The 17,402-nt window shown below is 47.3% G+C and carries 23 protein-coding genes; 7 read left to right on the top strand and 16 right to left on the bottom strand.

What is annotated here, in order from left to right:
* Positions 1 to 13: 13 nt before the first annotated feature.
* The 7 genes from AB5217_RS16665 to AB5217_RS16695 form a co-directional block, all read right to left on the bottom strand.
* A complete protein-coding gene (locus tag AB5217_RS16665) occupies positions 14 to 2,509 on the bottom strand; it encodes a TraG family conjugative transposon ATPase (RefSeq protein WP_009132159.1) in 2,496 nt (831 codons plus the stop codon).
* Complete coding sequence (locus AB5217_RS16670) at positions 2,506 to 2,832, bottom strand: DUF4133 domain-containing protein (protein ID WP_029427933.1); 327 nt, start codon at positions 2,830 to 2,832, stop codon at positions 2,506 to 2,508. Before AB5217_RS16670 ends, AB5217_RS16665 begins: the two co-directional genes overlap by 4 nt.
* A gap of 20 nt (positions 2,833 to 2,852) precedes the next feature.
* A complete protein-coding gene (locus AB5217_RS16675; protein ID WP_004303800.1) occupies positions 2,853 to 3,155 on the bottom strand; it encodes a DUF4134 domain-containing protein in 303 nt (100 codons plus the stop codon).
* Between the two features lie 145 nt (positions 3,156 to 3,300).
* A complete protein-coding gene (locus AB5217_RS16680) occupies positions 3,301 to 4,041 on the bottom strand; it encodes a hypothetical protein (RefSeq protein WP_004303801.1) in 741 nt (246 codons plus the stop codon).
* Complete coding sequence (locus AB5217_RS16685; protein ID WP_004295458.1) at positions 4,038 to 4,457, bottom strand: DUF3408 domain-containing protein; 420 nt, start codon at positions 4,455 to 4,457, stop codon at positions 4,038 to 4,040. The genes AB5217_RS16680 and AB5217_RS16685 overlap by 4 nt, the downstream gene beginning before the upstream one ends.
* 43 nt (positions 4,458 to 4,500) lie before the next feature.
* A complete protein-coding gene (locus AB5217_RS16690; protein WP_004319163.1) occupies positions 4,501 to 4,923 on the bottom strand; it encodes a DUF3408 domain-containing protein in 423 nt (140 codons plus the stop codon).
* Between the two features lie 6 nt (positions 4,924 to 4,929).
* Entirely contained in the window at positions 4,930 to 5,682 is a 753-nt protein-coding gene (locus AB5217_RS16695) for a ParA family protein (RefSeq protein WP_004295460.1), read from the bottom strand.
* Positions 5,683 to 5,752: 70 nt separating this feature from the next.
* Between AB5217_RS16695 and AB5217_RS16700 the strand changes: the two genes are divergently transcribed.
* The 7 genes from AB5217_RS16700 (at position 5,753) to AB5217_RS16730 (ending at position 11,212) form a co-directional block, all read left to right on the top strand.
* A complete protein-coding gene (locus AB5217_RS16700) occupies positions 5,753 to 5,995 on the top strand; it encodes a hypothetical protein (protein WP_007559006.1) in 243 nt (80 codons plus the stop codon).
* A gap of 390 nt (positions 5,996 to 6,385) precedes the next feature.
* Entirely contained in the window at positions 6,386 to 6,808 is a 423-nt protein-coding gene (gene mobA, locus AB5217_RS16705) for a conjugal transfer protein MobA (RefSeq protein ID WP_004295462.1), read from the top strand.
* Positions 6,802 to 7,947, top strand: a complete 1,146-nt coding sequence (gene mobB, locus AB5217_RS16710) for a conjugal transfer protein MobB (RefSeq protein ID WP_004295463.1) — start codon at positions 6,802 to 6,804, stop codon at positions 7,945 to 7,947. Before mobA ends, mobB begins: the two co-directional genes overlap by 7 nt.
* Before the next feature lie 37 nt (positions 7,948 to 7,984).
* Entirely contained in the window at positions 7,985 to 9,994 is a 2,010-nt protein-coding gene (gene mobC / locus AB5217_RS16715) for a conjugal transfer protein MobC (RefSeq protein ID WP_005681351.1), read from the top strand.
* Positions 9,995 to 10,147: 153 nt separating this feature from the next.
* Positions 10,148 to 10,429, top strand: coding sequence for an Imm17 family immunity protein (locus tag AB5217_RS16720; protein ID WP_234094719.1), 282 nt, complete (start codon positions 10,148 to 10,150; stop codon positions 10,427 to 10,429).
* 4 nt (positions 10,430 to 10,433) lie between these two features.
* Positions 10,434 to 10,829, top strand: coding sequence for a hypothetical protein (locus AB5217_RS16725; RefSeq protein ID WP_117610877.1), 396 nt, complete (start codon positions 10,434 to 10,436; stop codon positions 10,827 to 10,829).
* On the top strand, positions 10,826 to 11,212 hold the full coding sequence (locus tag AB5217_RS16730) for a hypothetical protein (RefSeq protein WP_004295467.1): 387 nt from the start codon (positions 10,826 to 10,828) through the stop codon (positions 11,210 to 11,212). The genes AB5217_RS16725 and AB5217_RS16730 overlap by 4 nt, the downstream gene beginning before the upstream one ends.
* A gap of 28 nt (positions 11,213 to 11,240) precedes the next feature.
* Here AB5217_RS16730 and AB5217_RS16735 read toward each other — a convergent pair whose 3' ends face one another.
* From AB5217_RS16735 to AB5217_RS16775, 9 genes are all read right to left on the bottom strand, one after another.
* Positions 11,241 to 11,831: a DUF4948 family protein gene (locus AB5217_RS16735; protein WP_004319175.1), complete on the bottom strand. Its 591-nt coding sequence runs from the start codon at positions 11,829 to 11,831 to the stop codon at positions 11,241 to 11,243.
* 92 nt (positions 11,832 to 11,923) lie between these two features.
* Complete coding sequence (locus AB5217_RS16740; RefSeq protein ID WP_176934519.1) at positions 11,924 to 12,469, bottom strand: imm11 family protein; 546 nt, start codon at positions 12,467 to 12,469, stop codon at positions 11,924 to 11,926.
* A 75-nt stretch (positions 12,470 to 12,544) separates the two neighbouring features.
* A complete protein-coding gene (locus AB5217_RS16745) occupies positions 12,545 to 13,150 on the bottom strand; it encodes a hypothetical protein (RefSeq protein ID WP_004295470.1) in 606 nt (201 codons plus the stop codon).
* 65 nt (positions 13,151 to 13,215) lie between these two features.
* The gene (locus AB5217_RS16750; RefSeq protein WP_004295471.1) at positions 13,216 to 13,836 is read right to left on the bottom strand and encodes a hypothetical protein; all 621 of its coding nucleotides are present in this window, start codon (positions 13,834 to 13,836) and stop codon (positions 13,216 to 13,218) included.
* 58 nt (positions 13,837 to 13,894) lie between these two features.
* On the bottom strand, positions 13,895 to 14,650 hold the full coding sequence (locus AB5217_RS16755) for a hypothetical protein (protein ID WP_004295472.1): 756 nt from the start codon (positions 14,648 to 14,650) through the stop codon (positions 13,895 to 13,897).
* Between the two features lie 70 nt (positions 14,651 to 14,720).
* Positions 14,721 to 14,972 carry a hypothetical protein gene (locus AB5217_RS16760; RefSeq protein ID WP_004319180.1) on the bottom strand — a complete coding sequence of 84 codons (252 nt, stop codon included), beginning with the start codon at positions 14,970 to 14,972 and terminating at the stop codon, positions 14,721 to 14,723.
* A 421-nt stretch (positions 14,973 to 15,393) separates the two neighbouring features.
* Entirely contained in the window at positions 15,394 to 15,735 is a 342-nt protein-coding gene (locus tag AB5217_RS16765; RefSeq protein WP_004295473.1) for a hypothetical protein, read from the bottom strand.
* A gap of 79 nt (positions 15,736 to 15,814) precedes the next feature.
* Positions 15,815 to 16,708, bottom strand: coding sequence for an immunity 22 family protein (locus AB5217_RS16770; RefSeq protein WP_005681356.1), 894 nt, complete (start codon positions 16,706 to 16,708; stop codon positions 15,815 to 15,817).
* A 58-nt stretch (positions 16,709 to 16,766) separates the two neighbouring features.
* Positions 16,767 to 17,378, bottom strand: a complete 612-nt coding sequence (locus AB5217_RS16775) for a hypothetical protein (RefSeq protein ID WP_004319185.1) — start codon at positions 17,376 to 17,378, stop codon at positions 16,767 to 16,769.
* Positions 17,379 to 17,402: the final 24 nt, after the last annotated feature.

Consider the following 17,402-nt stretch of genomic DNA (forward strand, 5'->3'; position numbering starts at 1 on the left):
GCCTGCCCTCCCTTTAACGTTTGCCCTCGGCGAGCTGCCTGATCGCCAGTTCCATATCACCGCCCAGCTCGCCGGCAAGCCGCTGTACCTCCACTTTCTCCGTTTCCTCGGTCGTGTAGGCCAGGTACTCCGGGACGCTGACCTCCGTGGCATAGACCGCCGACTGAACGCCGCCCAGACCGATCCAGACCTCCTTGTATTTACGGGAAGGGTCGTTGGACTGGTTGATCGAGAGAATCTGCGCCTTCTCCTTGTCGGTCAGCCCCAACAAGGACTGAATCGCGTCGAAACGGTTCATGAACTTGCGCTGGTCGAGCAGGATCTTGCAGTCCGAGTTGTTGATGATCGCCTCCTTGACCACCGGGCTGGAAATGATGTCCTCGACCTCCTGCGTCACAACGATGGCCTCACCGTAGTATTTGCGGACGGTTTTATACATATAACGCAGATATTCAGCCATATTAGCCGTAGATAGCGCCTTCCAGGCCTCCTCGACTATGAGCTGTTTGCGTACCCCCTTGAGCCGTCTCATCTTGTTTATGAAAGCCTCCATGATGATGATGGTGACCACGGGAAAAAGCTCCTTGTTTTCCTTGATGGAATCCACCTCGAAGACCACGAAGCGCTTCGAGAGCAGGTCGATGTTGGCCCGGGAGTTCAGAAGGAAGTCGTAGCGTCCGCCCTTATAATACTGCCGCAGGGTGATGAGCATGTTGTCGATGTTGAAATCCTCGCGGCTGACCCGGATCTCCCGCTCCTCCAGCTCGCGGCGGTAGTCGTCCCGCAGGTACTCGTAGAAACTGTCAAAACACGGCACGATATTCCGGTCGGCGCGGATACGCTCGATATAGGCGTTCACGGCACTGCCCAGCTCGCCGCTCTCGGTCTTCGTGATCTTGTCGTCCTCGGTTTTCCAGAGTGTCAGCAGCAGCGTCTTGATGCTGTCCTTCTTCTCCACGTCGAAATAGTAGTCGTCGGTGTAGAACGGGTTGAAACTGATGGGATGTTCCTCGGTATAGGTAAAATACACGCCGTCCTCACCTTTGGTCTTACGCCGGATCAGCTCGCAAAGGCCCTGGTAGCTGTTACCGGTATCCACCAGCACGACATGCGTGCCCTGCTCCCAGTATTGGCGGACTAAATGATTCATAAAGAATGACTTGCCTGACCCCGAGCCGCCTAACACGAATTTATTCCTGTTGGTAATGATCCCTTTTTTCATCGGTTCGTCCGAGATGTCCAGGTGCAGGGGCCTGCCGCTTACGCGGTCGCACAGCTTGATGCCGAAAGGGCTGGACGAGGATTTATAGTTGGTTTCCTCCGTGAAGAAACAGACCGCGGGCTCGATGAACGTGTAGAACGATTCCTCGGCGGGGAAATCCCCCGCGTTGCCCGGCATACCCGCCCAGTAGAGCGTGGCGGCGTCCACGGTGTTGTGGCGCGGGCGGCACTCCATCAGAGCGAGCTGGCTGCCCACATCATTGCGGATATGCCGGAGCTCCTGCACGTCGTCCGACCAAGCCAGCACGTTGAAATGGGCCCGGACGGATTGAAGACCGAACGAGTGCGCCTCGTTGAGATACTGGTCGATCCACTCCTTGTTTATCTGGTTTCCGCGGGAGTAGCGGGAAAGGGACTGCATGTTGCGCGCACGTTTCTCGAACATACGCAGGTTTTCGTCGCTGTCTTCCAGGAACACGTACTGGTTGTAAAGGTGGTCGCAGGAAAGCAGAAGCCCCACGGGGGCCGCGAACGAGAGCAGGCAGTCCGAACGGTCGGTGGAAAGACGCTCGTAACGGGTATCCGTACCCACGCGCCCCGGCAGGTCTTCCGTGTCCGAGAGCGTGTGCAGGCACACCCGTTTGTTGCCCACGCGCAGAACCTCGGCCCCCAGCTCGATGTCCTGAAGAGAAGTCGTCTCCGAGAGCGAGAGGGAAAAGTACCGTTCCAGCAGGCCCGGACAATCCGCCGTACCCGTGATCTCGTCCCCCGTGAGGCGGACAAGGGTCAGGAAACCCGAATCGTTCAGAATACGCTCGAACTGTTCCGCCGCCTCCAGGAATTTTGTCGCCGATTCCCGGTTTACCTCTTTGGGAATGATGTTGCCCCGGCAGAGGGTCGAGAAGTCTGAACGCATGTGCATACGCTCCCTCGTCGTTTTCGTCAGGTAGAGGAAGCAGGCGTGGGTCAGGAACGGACGCTCGTTGAAATGCCGCTCGTAACTGCGGGAGAGGAAACTCATGTCCCCCTCGCCCGTGGCCGGGCGGTAACGCTCGCGGATGAACCAGTCCTGCTTGTGTACCACGCTGTATTCGGGCAAGACCTTCAGGGCCTTGCACCAGGCGGCGTGGATCGCCTCGTACTCGGCGGACGTGACGGTGAACAGCTCCGGGAGTTCGACCCGATAGGCGACCGTTATGTCCGCGTCCTTGCTGATGATACAACCGCCTTCCACGGCCAGGAGCGGGAACTTGCTTTCCAGCGTGGTGGCTTTCAAGATGTTTCTCATACGCGGCCCCCCTTTCTTTTCAGCAACCGGCGCAGGGACTTGCGGTTGAGCAGGTAGCGGGGATGCCGGCGCGCGGCGAACAGCTTCATCAGCCCGTGTTCCCCGTAACGGGCGTTCAGGCGGAAGGTAAGCCAGACCAGCACCGAAGCCGCCGCAACGCCGAAAGCGATACATACCCACTGATCGACCCCTGCCATGTAGAGGATGACGAACACCACGAAGACGGCCAGCAGGCCGCCCGCGAAGATGAAGAGGTACTGCGCCTTCAGGCCCCGGAACTCCACGCTCTTGCCGATTCCCTTGTTGATTCCATATTCCATAATTATTTGCATGACAGGTTGGACTACAAGAAGAAAGAGCGTAGGATCGTCGCGGCGACAATCAGGAAAATACACGCGCCGAACCAGCTCGCGGCGGTCTTCGACGTGTCGGGGTCGCCGCTCGAAAACTTGTTATAGACCTTGATCCCGCCGATAAGGCCGACCACAGCCCCAATCGCGTAGATGAGCTTCGTTCCGGGATCGAAGTAGCTGGTTACCATGTTGGTAGCCTCCGTAATGCCGGCGATGCCGTTGCCCTGCGCGAAAGCGGAGGAGATGGCGGCAAAGAGAAATGCCGCCGGAAGAAGAATCTTGTTCTTTCTCATAACTCGATAATGTTTGAATTGTGGCGCGGGGATGGATAGGCCCCGCACCGGGTTAAACTTCTTGATTCGGATTTTTTCAGTGGTTCGAGGATAGCCTCACGTGCTACCCGTAGTCTTTTTCTTTCATCGTGATGTCATTATGGGGTTAAACAAACTCACGGACGTCGAAACCCGTGGGAACCGAACCCTGCGGAGATGGGCTTTCCGCAGACCTCTCGGACATACGCCGGTGAAAGGCCGAGAGGTAGGTGTCGATCAGGGATTTTACCCTGTCGTTCCCGTCGGGGCGGCCCGAAACGATGACCTCGAACATGTCGGTCTGTTTCAGGCCCAGGAGGACACGTCCCGTTTCCTCCCTTTGCTCGTCTGTTGAAGGTGGATCATGTACCACGTGGCGGTAGGCTTCGCCCATCTGTTCAAAACTAACCCCCTGGGCAAGCGAGCGGCCCAAAAGGGGCAGCTCTTCGGTGTCGTCTTCATCCTCGTCATAATCCGGCTCCTCCGCGTCCGCATCCGGGAAAGATTCATCGTACAGCGGAAAGTCGATTTCCAGAGGTTCGTTAGGCTCCCCCTCGGGAGCGACACCGAACACTTCATCCAGGTCTTCCGGCGGAATCTGCCGGGGGTGTTCGGGTACATTCGTGGGCACAAATATATCGGCTTTTTCCGTAACTTTTTCAGTTTCAGATTCTACGGCAGCTTGTGGCCGGGAGTGGCGCGGGTCGAGGACAAAGCGGCTCCTGCCGATGATCTCCTGCCGGCAGGGCGTGTCTTCGGCAACGATCCCGTCTGCCGGTTCGTTACGTTCCATCCGCCGCAGGCGGAAAAACGCCCACAAGGCATACCCCACGGCAAAGAGGGGCAGCAGCCACAACGCCCCGTTCATCGCTCCTCCGCTTTGGGTTGCCGGGAGGCCACGGCCTCGCGTTCCTCGAAAAGCCGCTCGATGGTTTCCCGGTTATCGTCCAGGTGCGCCTTGAGAACCTTGTCCACGTAGGCCGTGATCGTCACGTCGCCACGACCGATGACACGGGTGATCTCGCGGATACGCTCGTGATACGACGGACGTATCTTCACGTGCTTGTTACCGGCGAAAGGCAGCCGCAGCAGGCAGATGTAACGGGCCAGGTACTCGGCCTCGGGGGTGGGGACAGTCCCCACGGCGACCTCCCCCGAAGGGCCGTCGGGGACGATAAGGGTTTTCATCCTGCGCCGGTAGCGGCACACGCGGAAGATGAAGGGCACGGCGACGCAAAGGACGGCCGCCAGGATAACAGATAAAATAATTGCTTTGTCTGACATGATGGATTGTTTTTAATGGATTGTAAAAATATTGGGTTCATAACTAAAAAATATCGGAGTTCCGTTTCTTGTAGAGTTCCGAAATTTCCTCCTGATAGGTCGCGAAATGCTGCTCCAGCACATTGTCCAGGTAGCTATACAGCGAGAGTTCGTTCTTACCGATAACCTGCACTATCCGGGTTATACGCTCGTGAAACTCCTTGCGGATATACACCGTTTTGCCGCTTCGGGTATTGGAGGGGGCGTTCCGGATAAAAAGACGCTCGTAATCCTGGCCTTTCCCTCTTCGGCGGCGTCCCTCCTCTTTCGTAGCCGGCGAGGCGGCGGCCTCGCCGGACGGTTCCGATAGAGCCGATGCCTCCTCCTCTTTTTCCGGCGTGTAAGGATGTAATGGCCGGTTTCGGCTTTTGGCCTGGCTGATGATGAAGGAAGCGTCCAAACCGTCGTCATGTTCTTTTCCGCTCATAAGATCCTACTTTAACAGTTCGATCAATTCATCCACGAGTTTATCCAGGTTGCTGCCCCGGATCAAAGAACGGTCTGCCGGGAAGAGCGTGGAGCGGAAGACAGAGCGACGGCTGGCGTTCTGCTCACGACGAAAACGCTTGGTGTCAGGCAGGAAGGTCTTCAGAACAGGAAGACCCAGCTCTTTCATTACCGCCTCGTAAACCTGATATAATTCTGTCTTTTCACGTCCGTCCACCATGTTCCATAGCATATACAGCCCTTTCATCCGGGACTTCTCGCGGCCCATGATATGCTCCTTTACCACAACCGCGTAATTCAGGGTGCTTTCCATGACAACCCGGTCGGCACTGATCGGGGCGACGAGATAATCCATTCCGGCCAGGGAATGAATCAGATCCTCGTTATTGATCGTACCGGGAAGGTCGAAGAACACATAATCGAAATCACCTTGCGGCAGGAGGTAGTCGGCATCGGCCAACGCCTCTTTCGTGTTGCTTTCCACGACAGGATAGGCTTTCTTTTGAAGCCGGGTGAATTGTTCGTAAGCTAACCTCTTGTAATGTTCGTCTTCGAGGGCAAGCTTCAGGTCACGTTCCCGCATCTCCACGATGGAGTGTTGGGGATAATCGCAGTCGATGACCGCGACATTGAAACCCTTTACATAGTGCAGGTAAGAGGCTGCCAGCACCGTGAGGGTGGTTTTGCCCGCTCCGCCTTTCTGGGTGGAGAAGGCCACGAATTTCGTTTTCTCTTTCATTGTTCCATGCGTTTTTAGTTATACAATCGGGTAATCGTTCATCTCTTCACGTATCCGGACAAGTGACGGCATGAGATTTTATGCTGGTATGCCGGCACGCATATATGCTGGTGCGCTGGCAGGCTGTTACGCCGGTATGCCGGTGCATGGGCGCGTGTCCGATTTTATACTCATGCGCAACCGCATTTGCTTATCCGGACAAAGACCCGCTTTTTCCTCTGCACACGGTGTTTTCTGCATCCGTCCGCACGTGTGCGGACAGGGGGATGTGTCATTGCCCGTATCCGTTCTCACGTGCAAAGTAAACCCTTAAAAACACGGGTTGTATGCTCTTTTTCCGCTATGGCCGCGTGTGGCGTCAAAGTGGACGCAAGTGGCGTAATCGCTTGTAGTACAAGATATTGAATAGGTCGGTATCTTTGCCTCGTGAACGATCCCGACGCTAATGAAGCCGTCCTTGCCCCGTTTTACGGCGGCTCTTTCAATGTTCTGTCCGCGAGCGGGCAGAAGGTATTTGCAAAGGGCAAATAGCAAGCTGTGTTTTCTGCTGCACGATTCTCGTTTTGCAGCAGAAAACAGCTTGCCCGCAAGGGGGAGAAAGCACCTCCGGAGTCGGTGCTTTTCAGAAGGGCGGCAGGCCGCGAAGGGATCGGAATTTTCAGGAACCGGTGGGGCTCTGGCCTCTCCTTAAAATTTCGATGCGATGGAAAAGAACAGAAAGCCCCGAGGGGGCAAAGGGGGACGACCCGCGAAAAACGACCCGGCCGTTTACCGCTTTTCGGTAAACTTTTCAGCCGTGGAACATGCCCGTTTCCTCGACCTTTACGAGCAGTCCGGGCTATTGTCCAAAGCCGCTTTTATCAAAGCGAGAGTGTTCAACGAGGCGTTCCGGGTGGTAAAGACCGACCGGGGAACGCTCGAATACGTGGCGAAGCTGACCGCTTTCCACGCCCAATTCCGTGCCGTGGGAACGAATTACAACCAGGTGGTGAAGGAGCTGCACGCGCATTTTTCCGAGAAGAAAACACTCGCGCTGCTCTATAAACTGGAGAGAGCGACACGTGAACTGGCGGCCGTCGGGCAGCAGGTCGTGTCGCTCTCCGAAGAGTTCAAACAGCGATGGTAGCCAATATCACCACCGGAAAAGACGTGTACGGCGCGCTGGCGTACAACCAGGAGAAAGTCGATCGGGGCGACGGGAAAGTACTGCTGACCCACATCGTGAGGGAGCCGGCGGATGGGCGCTTCAACGTGGCCGCGACGGCAGAAGACCTCCTGCGCTGGATGCCCTCGCACTACCGGACGGAAAAACCCGTCGTGCACGTATCGCTCAACCCGGCTCCCGAAGACCGCCTTGACGACGGGCAGCTCGCGGAGATAGCCGGGGCCTACATGGAGCGCATGGGCTGGGGAGGACAACCTTATATCGTATTCAAGCATACCGACATCGGACGGGAGCATATCCATATCGTGTCGGTGCAGGTGGCCCAGGACGGGCGCAAGATAAACGACAGCAGGCGCAACGAACGCAGCGTGGCCGTTACCGAGGAACTGGAACGGGAGTACGGACTGCATCCCGCCAAAGGGAGAAGGCGGGAGAAAGGGCAAGGGATCGTCCCCGCCGATTACACGCGGGGCGACCTGAAACGCCAGGTGGCAGCGGTAATAAAACCGGCCGTGGCGACATACCGCTTCCAGACCCTCGGCGAGTTCCGGGCATTGCTGTCCTTATATAATATAGGTATAGAGGAAGTCCGGGGAGAGCGGAACGGAACCCCCTACCGGGGATTGCTCTACACGCTGCTGGACGAGAACGGGGACAAGGCAGTGGCCGCGCCGCTCAAATCCTCACTGTTCGGTAAAGAGGTCGGGTATGACGGGCTGGAACGGCACATGGAGCGCAGCGCCGAACGGTTCGGGAAGGACGACACGAGGAGGCAAATCCGTGGCCGGGTCGATAAAGCGCTTCGGGGAGAACCCACGGAGGAAGAACTGCGCGAACGCCTGCGGGGAGCCCGGGTGGATCTCTACATACGACGCAACGAAAACGGCCGCATCGTGGGTGTGACCTTCATTGACCACGAAACACGGACGGTCGTGAACGGATCACGGCTGGGAAAGGCATACTCGGCCAACGCCTTCGAGCTGCGCTTCGGCGGAAAACGGAATCCCGGGGAAAACACGAGGGGCTTGTCCCCGAAACAAGCGCCTGCCGGACGGGACGGGCAACGGAAGCGGAATACCTCACGACGGAGGAAAGTATAACATCTCAATTATCATTCATTTATTAAATCTTACGGTTATGCAACAGGAAGACGACCTTCGGGGTCTTGCTAAAACAATGGATTTCATGCGGGCATTGAGTATCTTGTTCGTGGTTATCAACATCTACTGGTTCTGCTACGGGCAGATACGGGAATGGGGAATCAATATCGGCGTGGTCGATAGGATTCTGCTGAACTTCGACCGCACCGCGGGGCTGTTCCGGAATATACTATGGACGAAACTTTTCGCCGTAGTGTTCCTCGCCCTTTCATGCCTCGGGACAAAAGGAGTAAAAGAGGAGAAAATTACCTGGCGGAAAATCACGGCATCGCTGGCCACGGGAGGCGTGCTGTTCTTCTTCAACTGGTGGCTGCTGGACTTGCCGCTGACGGCAGCGGCGAACGCGGCTTTCTACATACTGACCCTATCGGCCGGGTATATCTGCCTCTTGATGGGCGGCGTGTGGATGTCCCGCCTGCTGAAGAACAATCTCATGGATGACCCTTTCAATAACGAGAACGAATCATTCCAGCAGGAAACACGCCTGATCGAGAACGAGTACTCCATAAATCTGCCGACGAAATTTTACTATAACAAACAGTGGAACAACGGGTTCGCCAACGTTGTAAACCCGCAAAGGGCTTGCATCTGCATGGGAAGCCCGGGCAGCGGGAAGAGTTATTGTGTTGTAAACCAGTTTATTAAACAGCAAATCGAAAAGGGCTATACCCAATACATCTATGACTACAAGTTTCCCGATCTTTCGGAAATCGCTTACAACCACCTGCTGAATCACCAGAAAGGTTACAAGAAAATCCCGACTTTCTACGTCATAAATTTCGACGACCCGCGCCGCTCGCACCGCTGTAACCCCATTCACCCGGACTTCATGACCGATATTTCGGACGCCTACGAGAGCGCCTATACCATCATGCTCAACCTGAACCGAAGCTGGGTGCAGAAGCAGGGCGATTTTTTTGTGGAAAGCCCCATTATCCTTTTCGCGGCCGTGATCTGGTTCCTGCGCATCTACGACAACGGGCGGTATTGTACCTTCCCGCACGCCATCGAGTTCCTGAACAAGCGGTACGAGGATATTTTCCCGATTCTGACATCCTACCCGGAACTCGAAAACTACCTCAGCCCCTTTATGGATGCCTGGCTCGGAGGCGCTCAAGACCAGCTCCAGGGCCAGATAGCATCGGCCAAAATTCCGCTTTCCCGCATGATTTCGCCCCAGCTATATTGGGTCATGTCGGGCGATGACTTCACGCTCGACATCAATAACCCGAACGATCCCAAGATACTCTGCGTGGGGAACAATCCCGACAGGCAAAACATTTACGGAGCGGCTTTGGGATTGTATAATTCCCGGATTGTCAAGCTCATAAATAAGAAAGGCCAGCTCAAATCGGGCATCATCATCGACGAGCTGCCGACAATCTACTTCAAGGGACTCGACAACCTGATCGCCACGGCCAGAAGCAACAAGGTCGCCGTGCTGCTGTGCTTCCAGGATTTTTCACAGTTGAAGAGGGACTACGGGGACAAGGAGGCCGCCGTCGTGATGAACACGGTGGGCAACATCTTCTCCGGGCAGGTCGTAGGTGAAACGGCCAAGACACTCTCGGAACGGTTCGGTAAGGTATTGCAGAAGCGGCAGAGCATGACGTTGAGCCGCAGCGACAAATCGACATCCATATCCACGCAGCTGGACAGCCTGATCCCGGCCTCGAAGATCTCGACGCTCACGCAGGGAATGTTCGTCGGGGCTGTGGCGGACAATTTCGACGAACGTATCGAGCAGAAGATTTTCCACTGCGAGATTGTCGTGGACAACGAAAAAGTGAAAGCGGAAACGGCCCGGTACAAGAAGATACCACAAATTACCGATTTCACGGACGAGAACGGGACGGATCACATGAAACAGGTCGTGCAGGAAAACTACGAACGTATCAAGGCAGAGGCCGGCCGCATCGTCGCCGAGGAACTGGAACGTATCAAGAACGACCCGGTGCTTTGCAAGCTCCTGCCGGAACAGAACTAAATGAACACAAACACCCCACAAACAACCTCCGTGACCTTAACGGGGGCTGTTTCTTGGTTTTATAACCGCACAGCTGGTGTTTTGGAGCATAAAGTAGTGATTATGTGAACGGAAAACATTATTTTTGTGTTCGGAATCCTTTTAATTATAAGTATGACAGTTACCGATATATACGAAGCAATGAACAGCAAGGCGGAAGCGTTTTTCGAGTGGTTGCAGGCTCACCCGAAATACGGGTTGCTGTTTGGTGTCGGGCTGCTTGCCCTATGGCTTGCAGGGTTGCTGTTCCGTTGGAAATGGGCGTGTCATTGGCAGTTTAACAGCAAACTGTGGTTATTTGATGATTGCAAGCCTGAAACACGCCGCAGGGTTCAGATTGTGTTGGTCAGCTTTCTGATTATACTTATATTGGTTGGTTTCTTTGTATGGAGATAACGGTATGGAAAAGGACAATCGCAAATACCGGATCTGCTTCATCGACTATATGTGGTATGTTGCCGAAAAATGGCACGAAAGGGAGCGTACCAATCTCAACGGACGTATGCTACTGTTTTGGTGCTGGCTCTTCGTCCTACTCATACCGCTTGGGTTTCCGCCGATATTGCGCCTTTTCGGCTGGATGATTGGTTTGGCCATAGTGATTCCTCTCTGCTTTCTTCCCGATTTATTCTGCAAGCTACGCTATACAGCCGGACGGCGTGAAGCGCTCCGTGAACATTACGGGAAGATGAAACATCCCGGCAGGAAGCTCGCCAAAATAGTTCTTATCGCTATCGCCCTGATCGTGGCAAATGTAGCGCTGATGTTCCACCTCGGATTTATACATTGGGCATGATGAAACGGCAGGAGAATAAGCAACGGTTCTATCTCTGGGACTACCTCTGGTGGATGGGGGAGAAATTGGAACAAGCAAGACGAACAGGCAGGGTCGATGGCGAAATGATGCTCTCGATTTATATCTTCGCTCTTTTGATATTCCCTATGATGACTGTTACTATCCGGCTTTTTCCAGGTGTGTCGGCATTGTTGCCATGTGTCGTTTTTAGCATTGTCACATTTGCCGTTATGTCGCTCGTCAGCAGGATTTACAAATGGCGGGGCAAAGCAGTGATGTCTCACTATGCCAAGTGCAGGTTTAACGAACTCCTTGCGGTTCTGTTATTTTTCCTTGCGATAGCCATTATCTGCTTTATGATGTATCTTCTTGACAAAAAGTGAAACAAGCTTTGATACGAACTCCGGGCCGTTATATCGAATGGTCTAACTCGATGTACCAGTTTCCCTTGATGGGTTTGTAAAGCGTGGTGTCGTTGTACGTCCTGCGGTAGATCTCGTTCAGGTCGCCATATTCGGTGATACGGATATTCCGACGGCTTCTCAATCCGGGATCGTAAACGAAACTCTTGGACGTTCCCGCATCCACGATGCCGTGGGAGTAGTACGGCATAACAAGGCTCACATATACCGAATCTGCCGTTCCCCATTCCCTGCGATCAACAAGGATAAAACCGCATCCAATCTCTGATAACAGGGAGTCGAGTAGGATTCGCTCCGGCTTCAACAGTCCATATACCGGAATGTCTTGTTCGTCATTCGTTTCATGGAATGTATCGCTTTGTTCTGTTGAATCAAGTATAATGACCTCTTCCGGAGAAAGCGGCGGGTAGTGAAAACTACCTTCTGAACTCTCTGCCATGATTTCGTACACCTTACGGAACGCCACCTCGTGCGTGGTGAAATGGCGTATCATTTCCTCGTCCGACGGCGGCATGGGAGGCTCTCCGCAGCTTGCGGCAAGCAGGATTACAAATAACAGGATTATGATTGGTGTTCTCATTTTCTAATGTTTAATAGGATGCAGATAATCACTGTTTAAGTGATTGATGTGCGTGTTATCAATACTTTAATTACAAACTTTAAAACAATCATTCATTTTATAATAATAGTTTCGAATCTATCAAAATGTATTCCTTGAAGATGATGTTTCAATACAAGGTTCTTAAATTCATCCCCATAAAAAGTATAGCGACAATTTACATTCGGAAGTCTGAAAATAGTTTGCTCTTGGATTTTATTTTTATCCAACACAAATTTATTTATACAACTCACCCATCCTCTTTCTTTATCTAACCACACTATATCCGATTCTTTTTCAATCAAAGCATCTATTATATTGGTACAATGAAAAAAATGAAAACCTTTTGGCGACTTTATATCAAGAATTTCTCCATTTTTGATAAGAATATTTTCTAAAATACTTAATGCTTTGTCGCTAATAGTTAATAGAGGATTACAAAATTGTGATATATCAAAATGTTTATGTCTATTACTTTTTTTCCATATATATTCCATCTCTGGAGGATTCCACTGCTTTAGTAAACCTTCAGCATGTCCCATACAATTTTGCCAATCTTCCACATTTGGAAAACGTAAATCGTTAAATCCTTCTAAACTACCTATTAAGTAAAAGTTCATATTGTCGTACTGTAATTGATAATGGTTTGACGGGGAACGGCGTTAGTCCGTTATCCCGGCTTGTTAATATTAAATTTATGTTTCCTGATAGATTGTTTCAGAATATAATTCTGTCGAAAGAATAATAGATTTTAATTCTCCATTAGACTTATAATCAAATGAATGTTGTAACGTATCCTGTTCAATATCATTTCTATCAAATTGTCTTATAACTATTTTTTGTAGGCGGTCATTTTCATAAAAATATGTTTCTTCTCTACTTCCACGAGAACCCTTTGAATACATTTTCTCTATTTTACCATTACTTCCATATAGATAATATCGGACATTCACAATACGTTTGCTATTATCATATGCAATAGTTTTCATGAGTTCCTTTTCATAAATGAAAAAGGTGTAATAGAATTGATTTTTAAGTTCCAAGCCCTCTCGGATTTCTATAATTTGATTTTTTACATCGAAATAATAAGTAAATAGGTTATTAGTTGTTTTGAGAGAAGTTACATTTCCAACTATTTTCCCTTGCTTAAACCTGTTTCTTTGATAAGAATAAGGGGATATTTCGTAGAACTCACCTTTGTAATTCTCTTCCCTTACAACATTCTTATCAATTTCTCTTTTCAATTCATCAAACATATTTCTCAATGAATTAAAATCATCTTTCAATTTATCAGGTATCATAGTGTTTCCTTTTAATATTAATGTTTGGTGGCTAACCGACCTTTCAGGGGTAGTTAAGCCGCTTGTTAGCAACCTCTTTTCGTTTTATAGATTATTTCAGAATATCCATTTGGAAATGATTTGGTAATACTTTCTAAAGCCCCATCGTCTTGATATTGGAATATATGAATTAAATCATTACCACTATTACCCTCAATATCATATTGTTTGACTTCAATATGTGTCAAAGCATTTTCTTTATAGATATAATTCTCTTCACGGCAACCATACCTACCACATAACTGTGACCGTTTCAGCTTTCCGCCCTCAAAAAAGTAATGGCATACATTCATCAAATGTTTTCCATTATCGTATAGAATACTTTTCACAAGATTGTCTGTATAATACAGGAAAGTGTGATAAAACTGATTTTCAATAGAACAACCAACCTTAACTTCTACGATTTGATTTTGGTTATTAAATCCGTAGATACAAAGATTTTTGGTGCTTTTTATTGTATCAGGACGCTTTACAGGTTTTCCTTGTTTGCAACCATTACGCTGATAGGAATATGGAGTAAGTTCATAAAACTCGCCCTTATACAACTCAGTCCTGACAACATCGTCTTCTATTTGTTGCCTTATGGTTTCAAAGTCATTTTTCAATGCTTCAAATTCAGTTCTTATAGTTTCTCCAATCATTTTCATCTTTTTGGGGTTGCTAATGTTCGGCAGCGTTCCGCTTATTCAATCGGTTTGCTGTTTGTTATCGGTCTATTTCTTCTGTTTCAATCTTGCCTCCAAGTTGTTCAATTTCTTTTCGATATTCATCCACAATTATAGAGTTCCCTATTCCAAGTAAAATTTTATCTCTTGAACAAAATTCCTTGATTTCACTTAGTGGAACAGAAAATTTCTTTTTTAAGTACAGCATAATTTTAGGCAATTCATTTCCCTTGTCTGCAAGATATATATTGTAAATCTTAGGACTAATGATTGTCAGATAATCATCTAATTCCGTATTCTCAAATTGCACAAACTCGGCAGTTGGTAATATTGCATAACGAAAACAATCCGATTTTGTATCACAAAACACAATGGAATAACCGCCTCTGTTAAGTTGCTTGTTCATAGCTTGGAACAACAAAGGCAAATAGTCACCTCGGCGAATTTTGTCCCAATCCAAAGAATCCTCAAACTTTTTAGTGTTCCATAAGAAACGTTCTATCCCATAATTCTTTAACATCATCGTAATGGAACGCTTAACCTGCCCTGAATATTCTTCACCACTCCAATCAATAACTGCCATTCTGTGAGAAACTATAGCAAAACAAAGCATAATATCTACTTCACTAAATTCATTGTCTTCAGAGCTTGTATCGTACCATCCCTTTTCAAACATTTTCCTATGTTGAAGGACAAAGGTTCTCTTATCTATATTGAACAACTGAATCATTTCTAAAAATTCATCATAGTGTTCTTTTAATAACACTTTAGCGAATAATTGAAGTTTACTATCCATATTTTAATTTTTAGACCGATAATGTTTGTTGGATAATCGACCTTTGGAAGATTAATCCGTATGCTATCGTTTATTTCAACTTAATTAGTTTTTCATATTGACAAGAAACATCAAGAAGTTTATCTACTAATTCATCTCCAAGCCAACAATCTATTAGATATTTGCCATAACTTGGTGTAAACGAGTAAATATCTTTATCAATCGCATTAATCATATTTTCCAATTCTTTTTGTACATTATGTAATGCACCATCAGGAAGAGAAGTCTTCCTACATTCAAAAGGTTGCGCTAATATTCTTTTTACATCATCAAGTATATTCACACAACAACTTTTTACTGTTTCTTTTCTACTTACCATATTAAACGATAATGTTTGGTGGCTAACCGACCTTTCAGGGGAGGTTAAGCCGCTTGTTACTAACATTTTATTGTGTCAATTCATTATTAGTTTTACAACAGACCAATGACATTTGCAACAATATATATTGTCGCTATGTTGTTCTATACCTTCTATATCTATCATTGGAAGTTGTAATTTCTTTCCTTTCATCACAATCTCAAACTCATTGAAATGCCAATCTTTAAGTTCTTGTTTTTCTATTGTGAAGCCACAACTCTGTAAAAGTGTTGTAAGCTCTATTATAGGATTGCATATTGATTTGTATTGACACATATTATTTTTTCCTTGTTAGTAATGTCCGGCAGATAAACCGCCTTCAATGTTTCATCTGTTTGTTAGCAACCTATTTTCTATCAATCTTTTGTAAAAGTTGATTGTAATACTTCTCTAACATTTTGATGTTATTTTTTCTGTCAATTTTTCCACTTTCATTATCTGTGTATGCAAACCACTTAAATAGCAATTCAACAAAAATATGTTTACCAATTTCTGTTAAAGAACTTTCCTTAATAATTGAAGGCATGATTAGGTTTCCTTCATTATCACATGGATTATCACACAAAAGCCCCTTTCCGTATGCGTAGTTTAATAAGTTCTGACAACAGACTTTTGCGTAGTCTTTATCTCTCTGACGGATTTGAGCTTCTATAAGTCCGTCAACATCAAAAATTATTTGGTCACTCATATTCTTTTTAGTTTGTAAAGTTGCTAATGTCCAGTGGATAATCGACCTTTAAGGGAAATTTATCCGTTTGTTAGTCGCTTTATTCTGCAATATAAGTTTCCAAATATTGAATACCGTTGTAACTGTCTAATTCATCCACAAATTTTTTAGGTGTTTCATATGAATCATAATTTTTCTTCTTAATAAAGATTTTCTGATTCCTTTTGTTGTCCTTGAAACCATTGGGTATATAGCACACAATACAATTTGATGGCTTTATGTGGTATTCATCAATATCGGATTCAATATACCAGTCAAGGACAAGTTTGTTATCAATCATCATTCTAACAAGATTAAAAGGATTTTCGGGTTCATCCTTAATTTCCACAGTTAGAAATTCTGGATAGTAATACTTTATATTAACGTCTTTACAGAACTGACAGCGATGTTCCGGATTGGGACGTTTCTTTGTACGACCTTCTTCGTAATCTCGTATTTCTTTCATGTACTCATCTTGATTGAAATACTCCATAAATTCTTCCCGACTTTTAGCGGTTGTGCCAATCCAAATCATATATTCTAATCCAGCATTAGACCCTTGCATTCCTTCAGGCGACAGTTCAAACTCAAACGTACCAAGATAAGTCATGGTTGTGGTATTCTCTGCCTTTTTAGGAGATATACCCTCACGACAATTATAGCAGATAACAGCATTTGCCATTGTAATATTTTTATCAGCCATCGACAGACTTATCTTTTGGGTATCAGCAGGAATAAGGTTGAGTAATCCTGCCAAGCCGTCAGATGTGAATTTCATAATAAGAAAATCCTCATCATAGCTCATTACACCAAGCTCCTTACAGAACTGGCAACGAAGTTCCTTATTGTCTTCATCGTAATCTTTCCACCATTGACGGAAAGCCGATTGATCCATATATTTCTCAAAGTCAGCTTCGGAATCGAATTGACCGACCCATATCATTATCTTACTCATTTTCTTTTTTTATTTTTCAAGCGACTAATGTTCGGCGGATAATCTCTCTTACGGAGATTTATCCATTTGTTACCGATGTGCCATTTATTTCTATTTCTTTAAATTTTAAAAACTCATTTGCCTTATACAAATGAAGTAATTGCATTTTCATATTTTCATTGACAATGTTTTTATAAAAACCGTATTTATTCCACCCTTTTAAAAAGAACCCATCTACAGATGAAGGTATTTTAGACATATCTAACACAAGTGTACTCATGCATTCAAATTCTTCTCGTTTGGAATGAATATTGTCAACACAATCAATTACTTCATTAAAAATAATTGCCATATAATCAAGTGGGAAATCTCCATATACTGAAACCCTTTTTAAAGAAATTCCTTTTATGGAGGACAATTCGTTTATATTCAATATATCTTCTCTGACAAGAAACAAATGGCTGACTTCAGCAAATTCTGGCATTCTTATTTGCCCAAATCCAGATATACTTTTAGCGATTAGCCCCTTACCTTTGATAAGAGCTTTTATCTGATACCTTTCCGATGAAGATGAATCTATAATTCTTTGAAAATTAATTTCTTTATCTTCATATATAAACTCCCACGAATATGTAATACATTTCTTCCATATTCGATTTTCTCCATTCAAGTATATTTTATACCATTTCATATTGTCATTGTTAATCGGTAATGG

This window comes from Bacteroides sp. MSSM.1001136sp1_RTP21357st2_D2_RTP21359_211015 (genome assembly GCF_040913205.1).
Classification (GTDB): Bacteria; Bacteroidota; Bacteroidia; order Bacteroidales; family Bacteroidaceae; genus Bacteroides; species Bacteroides ovatus.

Coding starts and splice junctions, on each gene's coding strand:
- AB5217_RS16745 (WP_004295470.1), bottom strand. CDS start 13,150: ATGATACCTGATAAATTGAAAGATGATTTTAATTCATTGAGAAATATG.
- AB5217_RS16770 (WP_005681356.1), bottom strand. CDS start 16,708: ATGAGTAAGATAATGATATGGGTCGGTCAATTCGATTCCGAAGCTGAC.
- AB5217_RS16755 (WP_004295472.1), bottom strand. CDS start 14,650: ATGGATAGTAAACTTCAATTATTCGCTAAAGTGTTATTAAAAGAACAC.
- AB5217_RS16765 (WP_004295473.1), bottom strand. CDS start 15,735: ATGAGTGACCAAATAATTTTTGATGTTGACGGACTTATAGAAGCTCAA.
- AB5217_RS16700 (WP_007559006.1), top strand. CDS start 5,753: ATGAGATTTTATGCTGGTATGCCGGCACGCATATATGCTGGTGCGCTG.
- AB5217_RS16740 (WP_176934519.1), bottom strand. CDS start 12,469: ATGAACTTTTACTTAATAGGTAGTTTAGAAGGATTTAACGATTTACGT.
- mobC (WP_005681351.1), top strand. CDS start 7,985: ATGCAACAGGAAGACGACCTTCGGGGTCTTGCTAAAACAATGGATTTC.
- AB5217_RS16690 (WP_004319163.1), bottom strand. CDS start 4,923: ATGAGCGGAAAAGAACATGACGACGGTTTGGACGCTTCCTTCATCATC.
- mobA (WP_004295462.1), top strand. CDS start 6,386: ATGGAAAAGAACAGAAAGCCCCGAGGGGGCAAAGGGGGACGACCCGCG.
- mobB (WP_004295463.1), top strand. CDS start 6,802: ATGGTAGCCAATATCACCACCGGAAAAGACGTGTACGGCGCGCTGGCG.
- AB5217_RS16675 (WP_004303800.1), bottom strand. CDS start 3,155: ATGAGAAAGAACAAGATTCTTCTTCCGGCGGCATTTCTCTTTGCCGCC.
- AB5217_RS16720 (WP_234094719.1), top strand. CDS start 10,148: ATGACAGTTACCGATATATACGAAGCAATGAACAGCAAGGCGGAAGCG.
- AB5217_RS16735 (WP_004319175.1), bottom strand. CDS start 11,831: ATGAGAACACCAATCATAATCCTGTTATTTGTAATCCTGCTTGCCGCA.
- AB5217_RS16750 (WP_004295471.1), bottom strand. CDS start 13,836: ATGAAAATGATTGGAGAAACTATAAGAACTGAATTTGAAGCATTGAAA.
- AB5217_RS16680 (WP_004303801.1), bottom strand. CDS start 4,041: ATGAACGGGGCGTTGTGGCTGCTGCCCCTCTTTGCCGTGGGGTATGCC.
- AB5217_RS16665 (WP_009132159.1), bottom strand. CDS start 2,509: ATGAGAAACATCTTGAAAGCCACCACGCTGGAAAGCAAGTTCCCGCTC.
- AB5217_RS16775 (WP_004319185.1), bottom strand. CDS start 17,378: ATGAAATGGTATAAAATATACTTGAATGGAGAAAATCGAATATGGAAG.
- AB5217_RS16730 (WP_004295467.1), top strand. CDS start 10,826: ATGATGAAACGGCAGGAGAATAAGCAACGGTTCTATCTCTGGGACTAC.
- AB5217_RS16695 (WP_004295460.1), bottom strand. CDS start 5,682: ATGAAAGAGAAAACGAAATTCGTGGCCTTCTCCACCCAGAAAGGCGGA.
- AB5217_RS16725 (WP_117610877.1), top strand. CDS start 10,434: ATGGAAAAGGACAATCGCAAATACCGGATCTGCTTCATCGACTATATG.
- AB5217_RS16685 (WP_004295458.1), bottom strand. CDS start 4,457: ATGTCAGACAAAGCAATTATTTTATCTGTTATCCTGGCGGCCGTCCTT.